The 16197-nt window shown below is 65.0% G+C and carries 10 protein-coding genes; 3 read left to right on the plus strand and 7 right to left on the minus strand.

The features are described from left to right. Positions 1-4 precede the first annotated feature (4 nt). Both boxC and G6N08_RS15365 read right to left on the minus strand, forming a co-directional pair. Entirely contained in the window at positions 5-1747 is a 1743-nt protein-coding gene (gene boxC, locus G6N08_RS15360) for a 2,3-epoxybenzoyl-CoA dihydrolase (protein WP_163758669.1), read from the minus strand. A gap of 134 nt (positions 1748-1881) precedes the next feature. Then, the gene (locus G6N08_RS15365) at positions 1882-2763 is read right to left on the minus strand and encodes a PaaX family transcriptional regulator (protein ID WP_218033384.1); all 882 of its coding nucleotides are present in this window, start codon (positions 2761-2763) and stop codon (positions 1882-1884) included. A gap of 145 nt (positions 2764-2908) precedes the next feature. On the opposite strand from G6N08_RS15365, the gene G6N08_RS15370 reads away from it, so the two are divergent. Further along, entirely contained in the window at positions 2909-3133 is a 225-nt protein-coding gene (locus G6N08_RS15370) for a hypothetical protein (protein WP_163758671.1), read from the plus strand. Between the two features lie 303 nt (positions 3134-3436). Here G6N08_RS15370 and G6N08_RS15375 read toward each other — a convergent pair whose 3' ends face one another. The 5 genes from G6N08_RS15375 to malQ form a co-directional block, all read right to left on the minus strand. Further along, a complete protein-coding gene (locus G6N08_RS15375; protein ID WP_163760712.1) occupies positions 3437-5167 on the minus strand; it encodes a molybdopterin-dependent oxidoreductase in 1731 nt (576 codons plus the stop codon). Positions 5168-5408: 241 nt separating this feature from the next. After that, on the minus strand, positions 5409-5870 hold the full coding sequence (locus tag G6N08_RS15380) for a nuclear transport factor 2 family protein (RefSeq protein ID WP_163758673.1): 462 nt from the start codon (positions 5868-5870) through the stop codon (positions 5409-5411). Next, positions 5861-6748: an LLM class F420-dependent oxidoreductase gene (locus G6N08_RS15385; protein ID WP_163758675.1), complete on the minus strand. Its 888-nt coding sequence runs from the start codon at positions 6746-6748 to the stop codon at positions 5861-5863. The genes G6N08_RS15380 and G6N08_RS15385 overlap by 10 nt, the downstream gene beginning before the upstream one ends. Positions 6749-6759: 11 nt before the next feature. Beyond that, positions 6760-7845 (minus strand): class I SAM-dependent methyltransferase, encoded by a 1086-nt coding sequence (locus G6N08_RS15390; RefSeq protein WP_218033385.1) that lies wholly within the window; start codon positions 7843-7845, stop codon positions 6760-6762. A gap of 43 nt (positions 7846-7888) precedes the next feature. Beyond that, complete coding sequence (malQ, locus tag G6N08_RS15395) at positions 7889-10054, minus strand: 4-alpha-glucanotransferase (RefSeq protein ID WP_163758679.1); 2166 nt, start codon at positions 10052-10054, stop codon at positions 7889-7891. Positions 10055-10280: 226 nt separating this feature from the next. Here malQ and eccB point away from each other — a divergent pair, with 226 nt between their 5' ends. After that, positions 10281-11801, plus strand: coding sequence for a type VII secretion protein EccB (eccB, locus tag G6N08_RS15400; protein ID WP_163758681.1), 1521 nt, complete (start codon positions 10281-10283; stop codon positions 11799-11801). Continuing rightward, positions 11798-15994 carry a type VII secretion protein EccCa gene (gene eccCa, locus G6N08_RS15405; protein WP_163758683.1) on the plus strand — a complete coding sequence of 1399 codons (4197 nt, stop codon included), beginning with the start codon at positions 11798-11800 and terminating at the stop codon, positions 15992-15994. The genes eccB and eccCa overlap by 4 nt, the downstream gene beginning before the upstream one ends. The last annotated feature ends 203 nt before the right edge of the window (positions 15995-16197 follow it).

The raw sequence follows: 16197 nt of genomic DNA on the forward strand, positions 1-16197 counted from the left end.
GCTGTCACACCCGTTTCTTATCAAAGATAGGTTTTTGTCCTGTGCCGTAACGGAGCAACGCACCTTCAGGACCGGTTGCGTTGGGACGACTAAAGACCCAGTTCTGCCATGCCGAAAGTCTGCCCAAGATCTTTGTTTCCAACGTTTCCGGCCCGGCAAATCGAAGGTTAGCTTCCATCCCAGTGCACGCGTCCGGCGATAGCGCAGCACGTGCCTCGATGGCCAGGCGGATCTCGTCTTCCCAGTCGATGTCATCGGGAGCCGCGGTTACCAGGCCCAGTTCGTCCGCCTGAGCAGCGGTCAGGACAACGTCGGTTTTATTGTCCCGCAGCCAATTCAAATGGTCAGGATGTCCATAAAACCTGGACCCCAGACGCGAGAGCCCGTTGCCCATTGGGAGCGTTCCGAAGTTGATCGCGCTGAGCCGCAGGCCGGCGCTCAGTTCACTGTTCTCGTCCTCAGGCGGCGGTCCGTCGAGCATATACTGCTGATCGCAGGCGAACGCTAACTCCGCCAACATACCCGTGTAACAGCTTCCCGGGGTGATCAACGCCATCAGGCTGCGGCTAGTGGAGTCCAGTCGTTTGAGAACGCGCTTGTAGTAGTGCACGATCTCGGTTGCCAGCCAGTTGCTATCGAGGCCGTCCAGCAGGAGTCGTTCGAAGCCGGCCACAACGTCCATATCACCGCTGGTCTTGAAGATCCAGATGCCAACGGTCATTTCATTGGTCCGCAATCGCAGGATCAGGTCGTCAAGCTCGCGGGTCAGCGCCAATGGCCAGAACGAAGCTCCTTGCCCCGCCGCGGCATCCATGTCGGCGGGCGCCGGCTCTGTGGGCGCATGAACGGTGATGTGGACTGCACCATTGGCCCGGTCAAACTCCGCGGTGACGAAGTCATAGGCGATCGAGTGGTCGCTTGAGGTGCGCCTGAGCGGTGTGAGCTGCACACCCGCCACCCCTGACGGCCGCCGCGAGGTGGAAGCCAAGGCCGCGGCACGTCGCTTGACGGCATGCTCGAACTGGCGTGGCGGCGCAAGTTCGTCCACCAAACCCCACCGCTGGGCGGCCTTACCGCGCAGCCCGTCGGGCCTTGTCGCGAACACGTCGGCGCGGTCCTTACGCACACGGCGTTTGTCCACCAGTCTGGTCAAGCCACCGGTGCCGGGTAACACACCGAGCAGGGGTACTTCAGGCAGCGACACCGCCGAGACGTTGTCATCGATCAGCAGAATGTGGTCGCACGCCAACGCGAGTTCGTAGCCGCCACCGGCGCAGGAACCGTTAACCGCGGCCAGATATCGTTGTCCGGAATACGCTGCGGCGTCCTCGATTCCGTTGCGGGTTTCGTTGGTGAACTTGCAGAAGTTGACCTTCCACTCATGCGGCGAGGACGCCAGCATCCGGATGTTGGCACCTGCGCAGAACACCCTCTCCTTGCCGCTGGTGATGACGACTGCTTTTACTTCGGGGTGCTCGAACCGCAGTCGCTGGGTCGCATCGTAGAGCTCGATGTCAACCCCGAGGTCATAGGAGTTGAGCTTCAACTCATAACCGGGGACCAGCCCGCCGCCCTCGTCGACATCCAGAACCAGCCATGCCACCTCACCCTCGATGCGGAGGGTCCAGTGGCGATAACAATCCGGGTGGGTGTCAAACGACACCTGCCGTCTTTCGGGTACTTCGCCCACATCAGAAACCGAGACGAATGGTTCACGCCCGACGCCTATGTCCGCAGCGACTGCCATGGGTCCTCCCTGTGATCTGCGTCGCTGACAATATAATACATGTTTATCGCGTCGCGCAATAGAGTTGTATATATTCAGAGCCGCGGCGTCACCGATGCCCCACGATGACCGTGTTCACCAGCGATGACCGGGATCTATCCGCCGGCAGCGACCAATTCCTCCCAGCGGCGCTGGGCCGGCTCACGCCACGCTGAGTGTTTTTCCGCGAACACCTGCGCCGCCGCAGCGCCCGGCCAGTGTGGCGGAAGCAGCACCCGCGGCAACTGCGGATCCAGGAATGGAAACCGCCGCCACTCGTGAACCAGCCGAATTTGCGCCACGAACACCTCGTCCGGCGCTTCTGGGGTGAGATCGGCGAACTCGGTGACGAAGTCGTTGTACCGCCGCTCGATGGTGGCGAGATTCCACGCCGCACGGACCATGTCCTGCTGGCTGCCGCCCAAAACCCCGTATTCGGCGACAAATGACAACGCCTTGGCGGACACGTCCAGGTCATCAAGGATCTCTTTGGCCTCGGCAGCGGCAGCGGTGCGCGGCGAAATCCACACGCCGGGTGCCGGTGAACCAAACCCAGCCCAGCTCAACTGCGTACGAAGCTTATGCCGCAGCGCCCGCATCGACTCGGGGATCGAAATCATGACCACCAGCCAGCGTCCGTCCCACGGCTGTTCGGCCGAGCCGAAGGTATAGATGCGGTGCGCTCCCTCACTGAGCAGACGCCGCCCCGCTTCGGTCAACGACCACCGCACTCGTCGGCCGGCGCGTTCCGACGACACCCAGCCTTCCGCTGCGGTACGGGCCAGCGCTTGACGCGCCGAGCCCTGCTCAATGCGCAACAAACCCATCGCGTGCACCAACGTTGCGGTCCATACCGGCAGACCGAACGGCAGGACGAATTCACCCAATGTGGTCATCAGCAGCGAACGGGCACTCCCCTCGGCGACTTCGCGGCGGCGGCTCATCGCAGGAGCCCCGCCCGGGTTTTCACCCGTGGTGCCGGCGCCAACTCGTGTCACCACACTCCTCCTGGGTCATCGTCTCGCGGCTTACAAACCAGTGTCCCATTGTCTTGCCGGGTTCCCGCTGGTCACGCCGTGAATCCGTTACGGATATGGAATCGGTGGCGGCGACGGGATCGAGGGAATAGCCGGAATAGGGGGAATGGGAGGAATGGGCGGTGGTGACGGAATCGGCGGAATAGCCGGGATAGGCGGCGGCAGAGGCGCCCCTGGCGGCACCGGGTATCCGCCAGACGGATTGGGGTTAGCCGGCGGCGCAGGCGGGCACGTGCACGGAGAGCCAGAAGTGGTCGTCGGCGCTGCGGTGCTCGTGATGGTGCTCGTGATGGTGGTCGTGACGGTGGTCGTGGTGGTGGGGCCGCGCTGACCGCCCCCGCCGCACGCGGCTGTTGCGAAAGCAAGGCCGCTGGCAAGGACCGGCAGCGCCAGTCGCCGGATAGCGCGGTATGTCACATCAACCTGATTTCTGGACGGCGTGAGACTTGAGAGCTTAGCCAGCCAACTGTGGACCGTTCTACCCGGCCGGCGCGGGGGCTTCGTGTACTTATCAGGATTGTCGGCGATGTTCGATTCTTCGATCAGACCGTGGCAGCACCTGAAATTGGCTCGCGTCAACCGGTTTAGCCGAGCGAATTCTGCTGCCGCGCAACGCTGTTCAGCCGGCGATGTCCTAGATGGTCTGGTGACGACCGAAGTACTTGTGGTCTTCGCTGTATCCACCATAGCCACTACCGATTTCACGGTAGTCGGCAACGAACTCAATCCCTTTGATCCATTTCACTAGTTTGAAACCATGCTGTAACTCGTTGCGGAGCCGCAGCGGCTTGCCGTGCAGATAGGGGAGCGGCTCGTCGTTCATGTTGTAGGCCAGCATGGTCATGTGGTGGGTCATCTGGTCGATGGGATGCGCGTTGTAATAGATACCGCCGGTGGCGCCAAGGCCCATCGAATAGAACATCACCCATTTCGCCTCGGGCAGCGGTTTGACGATATCCATGATCGTCTTCATCTGTACGCCACCCCATTTGGCCACACCTGACCAGGCCTGGATGCAAAAGTGCTGGGTGATTTGGTCGTGGTAGGGCAGTGCCTTCAGGTCCTCCAACGAAAATTCCATCGGATGCTCAACCAGGCCATAAACCTTCAGCCGCCAGTCGCGGAAGTCGTTTTTCTCCAGCTCTTTGTATTCGACGGTCTCCGGCAGCCGGCCGTTGCGCCAGTGGTGCGGCGAGATGTCTTTTTCGGTGAACGCGCCCGGTTTGGGATCCAGGTTCTCCAGCAGCCGTTGGAACGGCCCGATCAGCGCGTAGCCGACACGCTGGATGACGCGGGGGTGGCGAATAGTGAACGGAGTGGCCCATACCCACGCGACCGCGGTCACCGTCATGGCGACGGCGAAAATACCGAATCCAACCCAGCTGCTGTCGTCGCGCGCGGCGAACATGTGGTTGAGGTTGCGCAGCGCATCGGTGGTGAGCACCAGGGTGACATGCACCAGGATGAACAACAAGAAGTACACCAGGACCAGGAAGTGCAATGAGCGGGCCTGTTGAATGTTCACCCGCTTGCTGATCATCGTGAATCGCTGTGACAGTGCCGGTGACATGCCCAACCCGGTGATGAGTGCGGCGGGCGCGGCGATGAACACCGTGGTGAAGTAGGCCAGTACCTGCAGATCGTTGTACGCGACCCAGCCGTTATCGGCTGGCCAGTGCAGCGACAGGTACTGGATCGCCACCGACGCCGCGTTGGGAAACACGTCCCAGCTTCGCGGCACGATGTGCCGCCACTGTCCGGTAGCGAACAACAGCACGTAGAAGACTGCACCGTTGAGCAGCCACAAGACATCGACACCAAGATGCCACCAGCGGGCCAGCCCGATGGAGTGCCGGAACCCGGGCAAACCAAAATGCCTTGGCAGCGCAACGGTATCAGCGTTGGCAGTCCAATAAATATCGTCGGGCACCGGCGGTCCCACCCGCAGCCACTCGTCTTTGCCGGGAGTGGAGTTGCGGCTGAAGTACAGCCGCGGGTGATCGCAGAGGATCTGGATCCCAGTCCTGATGATGAACATCATCATGAACAGATTGAAAAAGTGGGTCCATCCGACCCATGCCGGGATACCCGGACTGACTCCCTGGGGCTCGCTGCCCGGATACCGCAGGATGAACGTGTGCACGGCGGGTGTGTGGTAAAGCCCTTTGCCGATCGCCACGGCGGCGACCAGCGCGGCCAAGCCGATTGGGATCAACCACAACAGGTTGAACCACTTGTCCCGGCCGACCCGTAACTTAGGGGCAGATGCTCGCCGGGTGAGGTCGAACCCGCCGCCGTAGGTCTCCACATCGATGGTGTCTTCGGCGGTATGTATTTCGGAGCGGTAGTCGGGAATGTCGACCAGTGGAGTGCCTACCGCTAATGTCCCGACCGGGCCATTGCGGGCAGCGACCGAAGTGCCTCCCGTCCCGGTGCGTCCGTCAGCGCTGTCTCCCGCAGTGGTCGTCACGCGGCTGACCATACACGATTACCGCTGTGAGATGTAGTTAACATCGCGGAAACACGACCCGGCACAGCATCGCGGCGCAGTTGGTCCGGCGTGATAAGCCCTGGGGCAGGCCCGAGCCCCGATCGGATGTGCACGCTCAGCTGCGTCGCAACCGCCGCACCGGACGCGTCTCGATCGCGTTGATCGTCAGTATCCGGCGAGCGATCCGCCAGCCCCCGTCACCCCTCTGGTATTCGTCGTCGTAGCGCAGATGCCAGACCACATCGGTCAGCCGGTCCGCCTCGCCGTTCCAGTGGTGCGCCACGCAGGCGATGCGGCCACGTGCGACGCCCGGGTGGGGCCCCCCGTCGTAGACCTCACCGACAATCGCATGCTCGGTACGAGCCATCGCCGCAACCGCGGCCACCGCCGCGGCGATGGCACGGTGCCCGTGGTGCCGATGCACGGGCTCCAGCGTCGCCGGCGGGTCGGGCACCGCCAGCTCGGCGGTGTCGGTGAAAAGTTCCGCCACAGCGTCAAATCGCCGATCATCGAGCCCGGCAGCGTAGCGGTGGACCAGGTCGGTGAGGGCCAACCGGTCCAGGGTTGTCAGCGACACGGTGTGAGCGATAGACGTTGCGCACAGGCGGACAGGACATCTTTGGCGTGCTCGATTTCTGTGAGCGGCGGCATCGCCAACACGATCCGGTCCGCCCCCCGGGCAGCGAGTTCAGCCGCGCGTTCGGTGTCGATCGTGGTGACCTGGTGGCCCAGCGAAATTTCGAGTTGCCCGGGGTCACGCCCGGCCGCCGCCGCCTCCTCGCGCATCACCGTCAGCAACGCCTCCAGTCGCGCCCCGCTGACCCCGAGTGGCTGAAACCCATCGCCGAGACGCCCGGCCCGGCGCGCCGCCGCCGGGCTGTGTCCACCGATGTGCAGCGGAAGCCGGGCGCCGGCGGTCGGTTTCGGGTAGCACATGGCGTGGTCGAAGCCGAAGAACTCGCCATGGTGGGTGGCCCCGCGCGGCTCGTCAGACCACAGCGCCCGCAAGACCGCGAGCTGCTCGTCGGCCCGCCGGCCCCGGCTGTCGAACGCCACACCGCAGGCTTCGATCTCTTCCCTGAGCCAGCCGACACCCACACACAACCGAAGCCGGCCTCCGGAGAGCGCGTCCACGGTCGCCGCGCGTTTTGCGAGCACCACCGGATGATGGTTGGGCAGCACCAAAACGCCGGTGGCCAGCCCGAGGCGCTCGGTTGGGGCGGCCAAAAACGCAAGCAGATCGAGCGGATCGGGAATCGGACAGTCGGCGGAGAGCCCAACCCGTCCGGAAGGGTCGTAGGGGTAGACGCTGTTGTAGGAGGTCAGCAGGATGGCATGCTCCACCGCGACGATGGACTCGAACCCGCACGCTTCGAGATGACATGCAAAAGCCGCCATCCAGTCCGGGTCCGCGGTGACCCCGGCAGCGACCGGGGCCACCACCGCGAACTTCATGGCACCCGAGGCTATCGTGAACCGGTGCCCGAGTCAGCGCCCGGTCGAGGCTCACCGTCCGCCTTCTGATACACGAGCCAGCGCAGCTCAATCGGGGATTCATCCCGCTCGACGTCGAACAGGTCGAGGCCAGTGGCCCAATGCGCATACCAGCGTGTCGGCGGCCAGGCGCTTTCGGGCAGATGAGTTTTCTCGTATTCGTAGGCCGGGTCATCGGCAACGAGCCGAAGAGGCAGTGACCCCGCTGCGCCCGCCATCTCGTCGCGGGTGAAGATCATGGTGTTGCACTGCGCCCCGAGCTCTCGCGCGGCATCGTCAGGGATGTAGCCCCGGCGCGGGAGGAAGGCGTTGAACACCAAGTGTCCGCCCGGAGCCAGGCGGCGCGCCGCCAGTTCGAACATCTCGCGCAGCTGCCGCGTGTCCCGGAAGTCGGGTACCACTTCGGAGGCCACGATCAGCTGATAGTCGCGGGCCAGGTCGTCGCCGATCGCGAAGATGTCGCGCTCGATGACACGCACGTCCAGGGCCTGTCGTTCGGCCTCCAGGCGGATCATGTGGGCAAACTTCGGAGCCATCTCGACGGCGTCCACCGGATGGCCGCGTCGCGCCAGGGCCAGGGCGTTGCGCCCGCTGCCCGCTCCGATATCCAGCACCCGATGGGTATGAGGATCGGCTGTTTCACCGGAAAGAGCCCACACCCGGGCGTCGGGTTCGGTGCCGAAAAACGGTGGCTCGCGAATGGCGAACCACTGGTCATAAGCGTTCTGCACGGTCTGCCATTCCGCTTTGACGCGATAGTTCACGACCGTGCCGAAGGGTTTGTGAAAGGAGATGACGACGTTCGACCGTGACGATGCCGCATACGCCTCGGCCAACTGCTCGGCCAACAGCCCCTTGAGTTGGGCACATTGCTCGGGTGTGAACTGGACGCCCAGGCCGGCGACAATAGCGCCACACATCGTGACGTATTCGTCGATCATGCTCGGAACCGCTGGCAGGGTCAGGTGCCCGACGGCCACCGCGCGCCGGTGCAGCCGCCGGACCATAGCTGCATGCAGCCCCGCGGGGTTGCTCGTCCCAGGACATGGATCTGACATCACACTCCTCTACCTGACCAGACGGGCTCACCGCCAGCAGTGATCAGCCCGGTGACCCGAACGAACCGGCCGCCTCGGCGCCCGGCAGCGCCGTGTGGGCGTGCATCACCTCGGCCAGGGCGGCCGCCCTGCGATCGCCGAACACGTCCTCAAGCATCATCGGCCGTCCGTCCGGACCGGCCAGCGGTATCCGCCAGTTGGGGTACTCGTCGGTGGTGCCCGGCTGGTTCTGGGTGCGCCGATCCCCAACCGCGTCGGCCAGCGACAGGCTGAGCAGCCGCGAGGGCGTCCGGCCCAGGTATCGGTACAGGGCCAGCACCGTCTGTTCCACGTCGGTGTCATCGTCCAGCAGCCCGGCCCGGCGCAGCTCTGCCCGCCAGGCCGCCTGGGCCGCCCGGTCGGCCTCGAGCTCCTCTCCGGCCGGGCGGGTCAATAGGCCCAGCGACTCCCGCAAGCGCACATGGTCTCCAGCGAGGTAGCCGGCGGTCGGGGGCAGATCGTGGGTTGTGACCGACGCCAGGCAGTACTCGCGCCAGCGTTCGGCCGGCAGCGGGCCGCCAGCACCGTCGCGGTCGGCCTCGAACCACAACACAGAAGTGCCGAGCAGGCCCCGGGCCCGCAGATAATCCCGGACCCAGGGCTCGACCGTGCCCAGATCCTCGCCCACCACAAGCGCCCCGGCCCGGTGCGCTTCCAGGGCGACGATCCCGACCAAGGCCTCGTGGTCGTAACGCACGTAAGTGCCGTCGGCGGGTGGCGCACCGGTGGGAATCCACCACAGCCGGAACAATCCGATGATGTGGTCGATGCGCACACCGCCGCTATGGCGGAGCACGGCCCGGATCATGTCACGAAACGGCCGGTACTCCAGCTGCTCCAGCCGGTCCGGCCGCCACGGCGGTTGGGACCAGTCCTGGCCCAGCTGATTGAATTCGTCCGGCGGCGCGCCGGCGGTCACACCGGTTGCCAGCGTGTCCTGCAGCGCCCACGCGTCGGCGCCGGTGGGGTGAACGCCGACAGCGAGGTCGTGGAGGACACCGAGGGCCATCCCGGCCCGCAGCGCCTGCGATTGTGCGGCAGCCAGCTGGTCGTCGAGCTGCCACTGCAGCCAGCGGTGGAAATCGACCGCGTCCCGGTGGTGGTCGACGAACTCGGCGACGGCCGCACTGGCGGGGTGCCGCAGAGCTTTCGGCCAGCGGCGCCAGTCACCCCCGTACTTCTCGGCGAGTGCGCACCAGGTGGCGAAGTCGTCGAGCGCACTGCCTTCACGGGCGCAAAACGCGGCGTAGGCCAGATTGCGGCCCGCTGAGCGCGGTACCCGGTAGAGCTGCTCCAGTGCTGACCGTTTGGCCGCCCAGGCACTGTCACGGTCGATGGCGTCCAGCGCGGCAGTCCGGTCCTGCAGCTGCTCGCGCAGCCGCCGCACCCGGCCGCGTTTGCGCAGGTAAGCGAATTCAGGGATGGCTTCGACACGCAGATACAGGGGATTGACGAAGCGCCGGGACGTCGGCAGGTACGGTGACGGCTCCATCGGTGTCACCGGTGCGGCCGCGTGCAGCGGATTGACCAGCATATAGTCGGCGCCGTGCCGAACGGCCGACCATACCGCCAGGTCGGTGAGGTCGGTAAGGTCCCCCATGCCCCAGGACTCTCGCGACCGCACGCTATACAGCTGAGTTGCCAGGCCCCACGCCCGCCTGCCGCGGAGCCGTTCGGGCAATCCCAGCCAGTTGGGCGTCACGATGAGTGCGGCGCTGGTTTCCGTGTCGCCGGACCGCAGGTACACGCGGTGGTAGCCCATCGGCAGGTCATCGGGCAGAACGAAGCTGGCTTCGCCGATCAAGCGTCCGTCAAGCTCAAACGGTGGTGTGAAGTTGTCGACCTGGCGCGCGCAGCGCACCGTGCCGTCCTCCAGACGCAGCCATACTTCTGCGGGCGCACCGTGGGTCACATGCACCCAAAACCCGGTTTCGGCGCCGGCGCGCGCAACGATCGTGGCCGGTAACGGACGCGACCAATATGCCCGGTCGGACGCGATCAGCGCTGCGGCGCGTTCCGGTTCCGACTCGGCGCGAATGCCGCACGCGGCAAGGACCGCGACCACAGTGGTCTCGGGAACGGACACCCGGCGACCTGTCCAGTCCTGGTAATCGGTGGCTATGCCCAATCTGGTCGCGAGTTCGACCAGTGATGGCGCGAGCACGGTCATGCCGCCATCTTGGCCGGATCATCCCCGGACAGAAAACGCAGATCGGGAACCGGCGCGGTGTGTGACGCGCACCACGGGTGGCTCTCGCCGACGACCGCACGGTTACCGGGAGGTGACCGAGGCGTTGTCCCGTGGCGAGGTCGCTGGCAGTGCCTTACGGTTGTCGGTGTGGGTAGCGGCTATGCGCGACGTCCGGGCACTGTGCCCGGCTGGAATGTGACCGGACATGCCGACTGATCGGGACCGCACCCAGCGGTCGGGGTACGGCCTGGGGTTGTCGACGCGGACCCAGGTCACGGGTTACCAATTCTTGGCACGTCGCACCGCGATGGCGCTGACCCGCTGGCGGGTCCGCATGGAGGTTGAGCCGGGCCGGCGCCAGGCGTTAGCGGTGCTGGCCTCGGTGTCGGCGGCCGCGGTGATCTGCCTGGGTGCGCTGATGTGGTCGTTTATCAGCCCGTCGGGCCAGCTGAACGAGTCGCCGATTATCGCGGACCGGGATTCCGGGGCGTTGTACGTGCGGGTGGGCGAGACGCTGTATCCCGCGCTGAATCTGGCCTCGGCACGGCTGATCGCCGGGCGGCCGGACAATCCGCACAAAGTGCGGTCGAGTCAGATCGCGCAGCAGCCGCACGGACCCTTGGTGGGTATTCCGGGTGCGCCGTCACAGTTCACCCCCACTAGCCCGACGACATCGTCGTGGCTGGTGTGCGACACGGTGACGGCCAGCTCGGGGGTGAGCGCGCCGGCGTCGGTAAGCGTGACCGTGATCGACGGCGCACCCGATCTGTCGGGGCGGCGTCGCGTTTTGAGCGGACCGGATGCTGTGGTGCTGCGATACGGCACCGACACGTGGGTGATCCGGCAGGGACGCCGATCGCGTGTCGACGCGACCAACCGGGCGGTGTTATTACCCCTGGGTTTGACCCCCGAGCAGGTTACCCAGGCGCGGCCCATGAGCCGGGCGCTCTACGACGCCCTCCCGGTGGGCCCCGAACTGGTGGTGCCCAAAGTGCCGAACCTGGGCGCCCCGGCAGCCTTTCCCAATGCACCGGGCCTGGTCGGAACCGTGCTGGTGACCCCCCAAATCAGCGGACCGCAACAGTACTCGGTGGTATTGGCCGGAGGTGTACAGACCATTTCGCCGATCGTGGCACAGATCCTGCAGAATGCCGGCACCCCGGCGGGCAACCTGCCCGTCGTGATCGCACCTGCAGCGCTGGCGAAAATGCCGGTCGTGAACGAGCTGGATCTGTCGGCATATCCGGACAGCCCGTTGAACGTCGTGGATATCCGCGAGAATCCGGCAACCTGCTGGTGGTGGGAGAAGACCACCGGAGAAGAGCGGGCCCGCATTCAGGTCGTGTCCGGGCCGACGATCCCGGTGGCCACCGGCGAAATGGGCAAGGTGGTGTCGCTGGTGAAGGCTGACACCTCCGGCCGGGAAGCTGACCGCGTGTATTTCGGCCCTGACTACGCCAATTTCGTCGCAGTGACCGGCAACGATCCCGGCGCGAAGACAAGCGAGTCGTTGTGGTGGTTGTCCGATTCCGGGGTGAGATTCGGGGTGGACGACTCCCGTGAGGCACGCACGGCGCTGGGATTGACTTCCACTCCGAGCCCGGCACCGTGGGTGGCGCTGCGGTTGCTGGCTCCCGGCCCGATGCTTTCGCGGGCAGACGCGCTGGTGCGCCATGACACGCTGCCGAAAGACATGAACCCTGCAGAGTTGGTGGTACCGAAGTGAAACGTGGTTTTGCCCGGCCGACACCGGAGAAGGCGCCGGTAGTCAAGCCGGAAAATATCGTCCTCCCAACACCTTTGAGCGTGCCGCCACCGGAAGGTAAACCCTGGTGGCTGGTCGTGGTCGGGGTTCTCGTGGTCGGTTTGCTCGTCGGCATGGTCGGTATGACGGTAGCCAGCGGCTCGCGAATGTTTCTGGGCGCCGGCGCGATCTTCCCGATCTTCATGATCGGTGGTATCGCGATGATGATGTTCGGCGGCCGGTTCGGCGGCCAGCAGCAGATGAGCCGGCCGAAACTGGACGCCATGCGGGCCCAGTTCATGATGATGCTGGACCTGCTGCGCGAGACGGCCTCGGAGTCAGCCGACAGCATGGACGCCAATTACCGCTGGTTTCATCCGGCACCGGCGACTTTGGCGGCCGCGGTCGGATCATCGCGGATGTGGGAGCGCCAGCCCGACGGCAGGGATCTCAACTTCGGAGTCGTGCGTGTCGGGGTGGGGATGACACGACCCGAGGTGACCTGGGGTGAACCGCAGAACATGCCCACGGACATCGAATTGGAACCGGTGACCGGTAAGGCACTGCAGGAATTCGGGCGCTATCAAAGTGTCGTATACAACCTGCCCAAGATGGTCTCGCTGCTGGTTGAACCCTGGTACTCACTGGTCGGAGACCGCGAGCAGGTGCTGGCTTTGATTCGCGCGATCATCTGTCAGCTGGCGTTTTCCCACGGCCCTGATCACGTCAAGATGATGGTTGTCACTTCTGATGTAGCGCAGTGGGATTGGGTGAAGTGGCTGCCGCATTTCGGCGACCCTCGCCGGCACGACGCCGCGGGTAATGCGCGGATGGTCTACAGCTCGGTGCGCGAATTCGGCGCGGAGCAAGCCGAATTATTCGCGGGCCGTGGCTCGTTCATGCCCCGTCACGCAAGTTCGTCCGCGGAGACACCGACACCGCACCACGTGATCATCGCCGACATCGCCGACCCGCAATGGGAGTACGTGATCAGCACCGATGGTGTCGACGGAGTGACATTCTTCGACTTGACCGGATCGTCGATGTGGACAGCTGTCCCGCAACGGGTGCTGCGGTTCGACAGCACCGGGGTGATCGAGACACTGCCCCGCGATCGCGACACCTGGATGGTGATCGACGACAATGCGTGGTTCTTCGCCCTCGCCGACCAGATGAGCGAATACGAGGCCGAGGAGTTCGCCCAGAAGATGGCGCAATGGCGGCTCGCCGAAGCCTATGAGGAAATCGGTCAGCGGGTGGCAGCGCACATCGGCGCACGGGATATCTTGTCCTACTACGGTATTGAGGATCCGGCAGAGATCGATTTCAACGCGCTGTGGGGCGGCCGCCGTGACTCGCTGGGCCGGTCGCGGTTGCGGGTGCCGTTCGGCAACCGCTCCGACAACGGCGAACTGCTGTTTTTGGATATGAAGTCGCTCGACGAGGGCGGCGACGGTCCGCACGGGGTGATGTCGGGAACAACCGGCTCGGGTAAGTCGAGCCTGGTGCGTACCGTGATCGAATCCCTGCTGCTCGCTCATCCACCCGAAGAGCTGCAATTCGTTTTGGCCGACCTCAAAGGCGGGTCGGCGGTCAAGCCGTTCGAGGGAGTGCCACACGTCTCGCGGATCATCACCGACCTCGAAGAGGACCAGGCGCTCATGGAGCGGTTCCTGGACGCGCTGTGGGGTGAGATCGCCCGGCGCAAGGAGATCTGCTTTTCCGCGGGAGTCGACGGCGCCAAGGAATACAACGAGCTGCGCAACAGGATGCGGGCCCGGGGCCAGGACCTGCCGCCGCTGCCGATGCTGGTCGTGGTGATCGACGAGTTCTACGAATGGTTTCGCATCATGCCCACCGCGGTGGATGTTCTCGACTCGATCGGCCGCCAGGGCCGCGCCTATTGGATTCACTTGATGATGGCGTCGCAGACTATCGAAAGCCGGGCCGAAAAGCTGATGGAAAACATGGGTTATCGCCTGGTGCTGAAAGCACGGACTGCCGGCGCGGCCCAGGCGGCCGGGGTGCCCAATGCGGTGAACCTTCCGGCGCAGCCGGGGCTGGGTTATTTCCGCAAAAGCGGCGAGGACATCATCCGGTTCCAGGCCGAGTTCTTGTGGCGCGACTACCGGCGCGGGGTATCGCTGGACGACGAGCAAGCCCCGGTTGTGCACACCGCCGATTACATTCGCCCACAACTGTTCACCACCGAATTCACCCCGCTGGACGTACGGGTCGCCGAGCCTGAGCCGATACCCGTCGTCGACGGAGAGGTGCTCACCGACGGCGAAGTGAGCACCAACGGCAAACGACACGCCGAGGATGACGAGGACGACGAGGGGATTCGGACTCCCAAAGTCGGTACCGTGATCATCGACCGGCTGCGGCAGATTCAATTCGAGCCCTACCGGTTGTGGCAACCGCCTCTGGACGAGCCGGTTCCGGTTGACGAACTGGTGAACCGCTTCCTGGGCCGTCCCTGGCAGCAGGACTACGGTTCGGCGCAGAACCTGGTGTTCCCGATCGGAATCATCGACCGCCCGTTCAAGCACGACCAGCCGCCGTGGACCGTGGAGACCTCCGGATCCGGTTCGAACGTGCTGATTTTGGGCGCCGGCGGCGCAGGCAAAACGACCGCGTTACAGACGTTGATCTGCTCGGCCGCGCTGACCCACACACCCGAGCAGGTCCAGTTCTACGTGCTGGCCTACAGCGGTACCGCGCTGACAACGGTGGCCGGTCTGCCGCACGTCGGCGGTGTCGCGGGTCCCACCGACCCCTATGGGGTGCGACGCACTATCGCCGAGGTGCTGGGCCTGGTGCGCGACCGCAAACGCAGCTTCCTCGAGTACGACGTTCCGTCGATGGAGGTGTTCCGGCGGCGCAAGTTCGGCGGCGATCCGGGCCGCGTGCCCGACGACGGGTTCGGTGATGTCTATCTGGTGATCGACAACTACCGGGCACTGGCCGAGGAAAACGAAGTGCTGATCGAGCAGGTGAACCAGATCATCAACCAGGGCCCGTCGTTCGGGGTGCACGTGATCGTCACCGCAGACCGGGAATCGGAGCTGCGGCCCCCGGTGCGCAGCGGATTCGGCTCCCGGGTGGAGCTGCGCCTGGCCGCGGTAGAGGACGCCAAGCTGGTGCGTTCCCGCTTCGCCAAGGATGTTCCGGCCAAACCGGGCCGCGGTATGGTCGCGGTGAACTACGTGCGACTGGAAAGTGACCCGCAGTCGGGTCTGCATACGCTCGTCGCCCGGCCCGCGCTTGCCAGCACCCCCAAGGGGGTGTTCGAGTCGGACAGTGTGGTCGCAGCAGTCAGCCAGGTCGCGACCGGACAGGCCCGGCCGGTGCGCAGGCTGCCCGCATGGTTCAGCCTGGAGCAGGTGCGGGCGCTGGCGGCCAACGACCGCCGCGAGAAAGTCGGCGCTGGCGGAATCGCTTGGGCGATATCGCAATTGGATTTGCAGCCGGTGTATTTGAATTTCGCTGAAAATGCACACCTGATGATTACGGGTCGGCGCGAATGTGGGCGAACCACCACACTTGCCACCATCATGTCTGAGATCGGCCGCATCTACGCGCCGGGAGCCAGCAGCGCACCGCCGGCGTCACAGCCGTCGGCGCAGGTGTGGTTGGTCGACCCGCGCCGCCAGCTGCTGACTGTGCTGGGTTCGGACTATGTGGAGAAATTCGCCTACAACCTGGACGGGGTTTCGGCGATGATCGACGAACTGGCGGCCACGTTGGCCCGCCGGGAGCCGCCACCGGGCCTCTCCGCCGAAGAGTTGTTGTCGCACGCCTGGTGGAGCGGGCCGGAAATCTTTTTGATCATCGACGACGTCCAGCAGCTGCCGGCGGGTTTCGACTCGCCGTTGCACAAGGCCGTGCCCTGGGTGACCCGGGCTGCCGACGTCGGTTTACATGTGCTTGTCAGCCGCACCTTCGGGGGCTGGTCGTCGGCCGGCAGCGATCCCATGCTGCGGGCCCTGCACCAGGCCAACGCGCCGTTGCTGGTGATGGATGCCGACCCCGACGAGGGTTTCATCCGCGGCAAGATGAAGGGCGGTCCGCTACCGCGCGGCCGCGGGCTGCTGATGGCCGAAGACACCGGGGTGTTCGTGCAAGTGGCAGCAACAGAGTTGCGCCGCCCGACAACGCAGACGACTCAGTAGCCGGCTGAGCAGAACTACTGCGCAGCGTTCGTCTGGGCACCGCGCTTCGCGTGCGCCGCGAGCGTGTCGTTCACCAGGGCCGCAGATGAACAGGGGCAACGTGTGAATGAACACTCGCTGGCCGGTCATGAACACTCCGCGTCGTCGCCGGTGATTCCCGGGAGCCGCTATTAATCTCAGCACTGGACGACGGTCGGTGACGG

It is taken from the genome of Mycobacterium botniense, from assembly GCF_010723305.1.
GTDB classification, from domain to species: Bacteria; Actinomycetota; Actinomycetes; order Mycobacteriales; family Mycobacteriaceae; genus Mycobacterium; species Mycobacterium botniense.

Excerpts from the sequence above, each read along its gene's own strand:
- boxC (WP_163758669.1), bottom strand. The coding sequence starts at position 1,747 with ATGGCAGTCGCTGCGGACATAGGCGTCGGGCGTGAACCATTCGTCTCG.
- G6N08_RS15370 (WP_163758671.1), top strand. The coding sequence starts at position 2,909 with ATGGGAGGAATGGGCGGTGGTGACGGAATCGGCGGAATAGCCGGGATA.
- G6N08_RS15385 (WP_163758675.1), bottom strand. The coding sequence starts at position 6,748 with ATGAAGTTCGCGGTGGTGGCCCCGGTCGCTGCCGGGGTCACCGCGGAC.
- G6N08_RS15390 (WP_218033385.1), bottom strand. The coding sequence starts at position 7,845 with ATGTCAGATCCATGTCCTGGGACGAGCAACCCCGCGGGGCTGCATGCA.
- malQ (WP_163758679.1), bottom strand. The coding sequence starts at position 10,054 with ATGACCGTGCTCGCGCCATCACTGGTCGAACTCGCGACCAGATTGGGC.
- eccB (WP_163758681.1), top strand. The coding sequence starts at position 10,281 with ATGCCGACTGATCGGGACCGCACCCAGCGGTCGGGGTACGGCCTGGGG.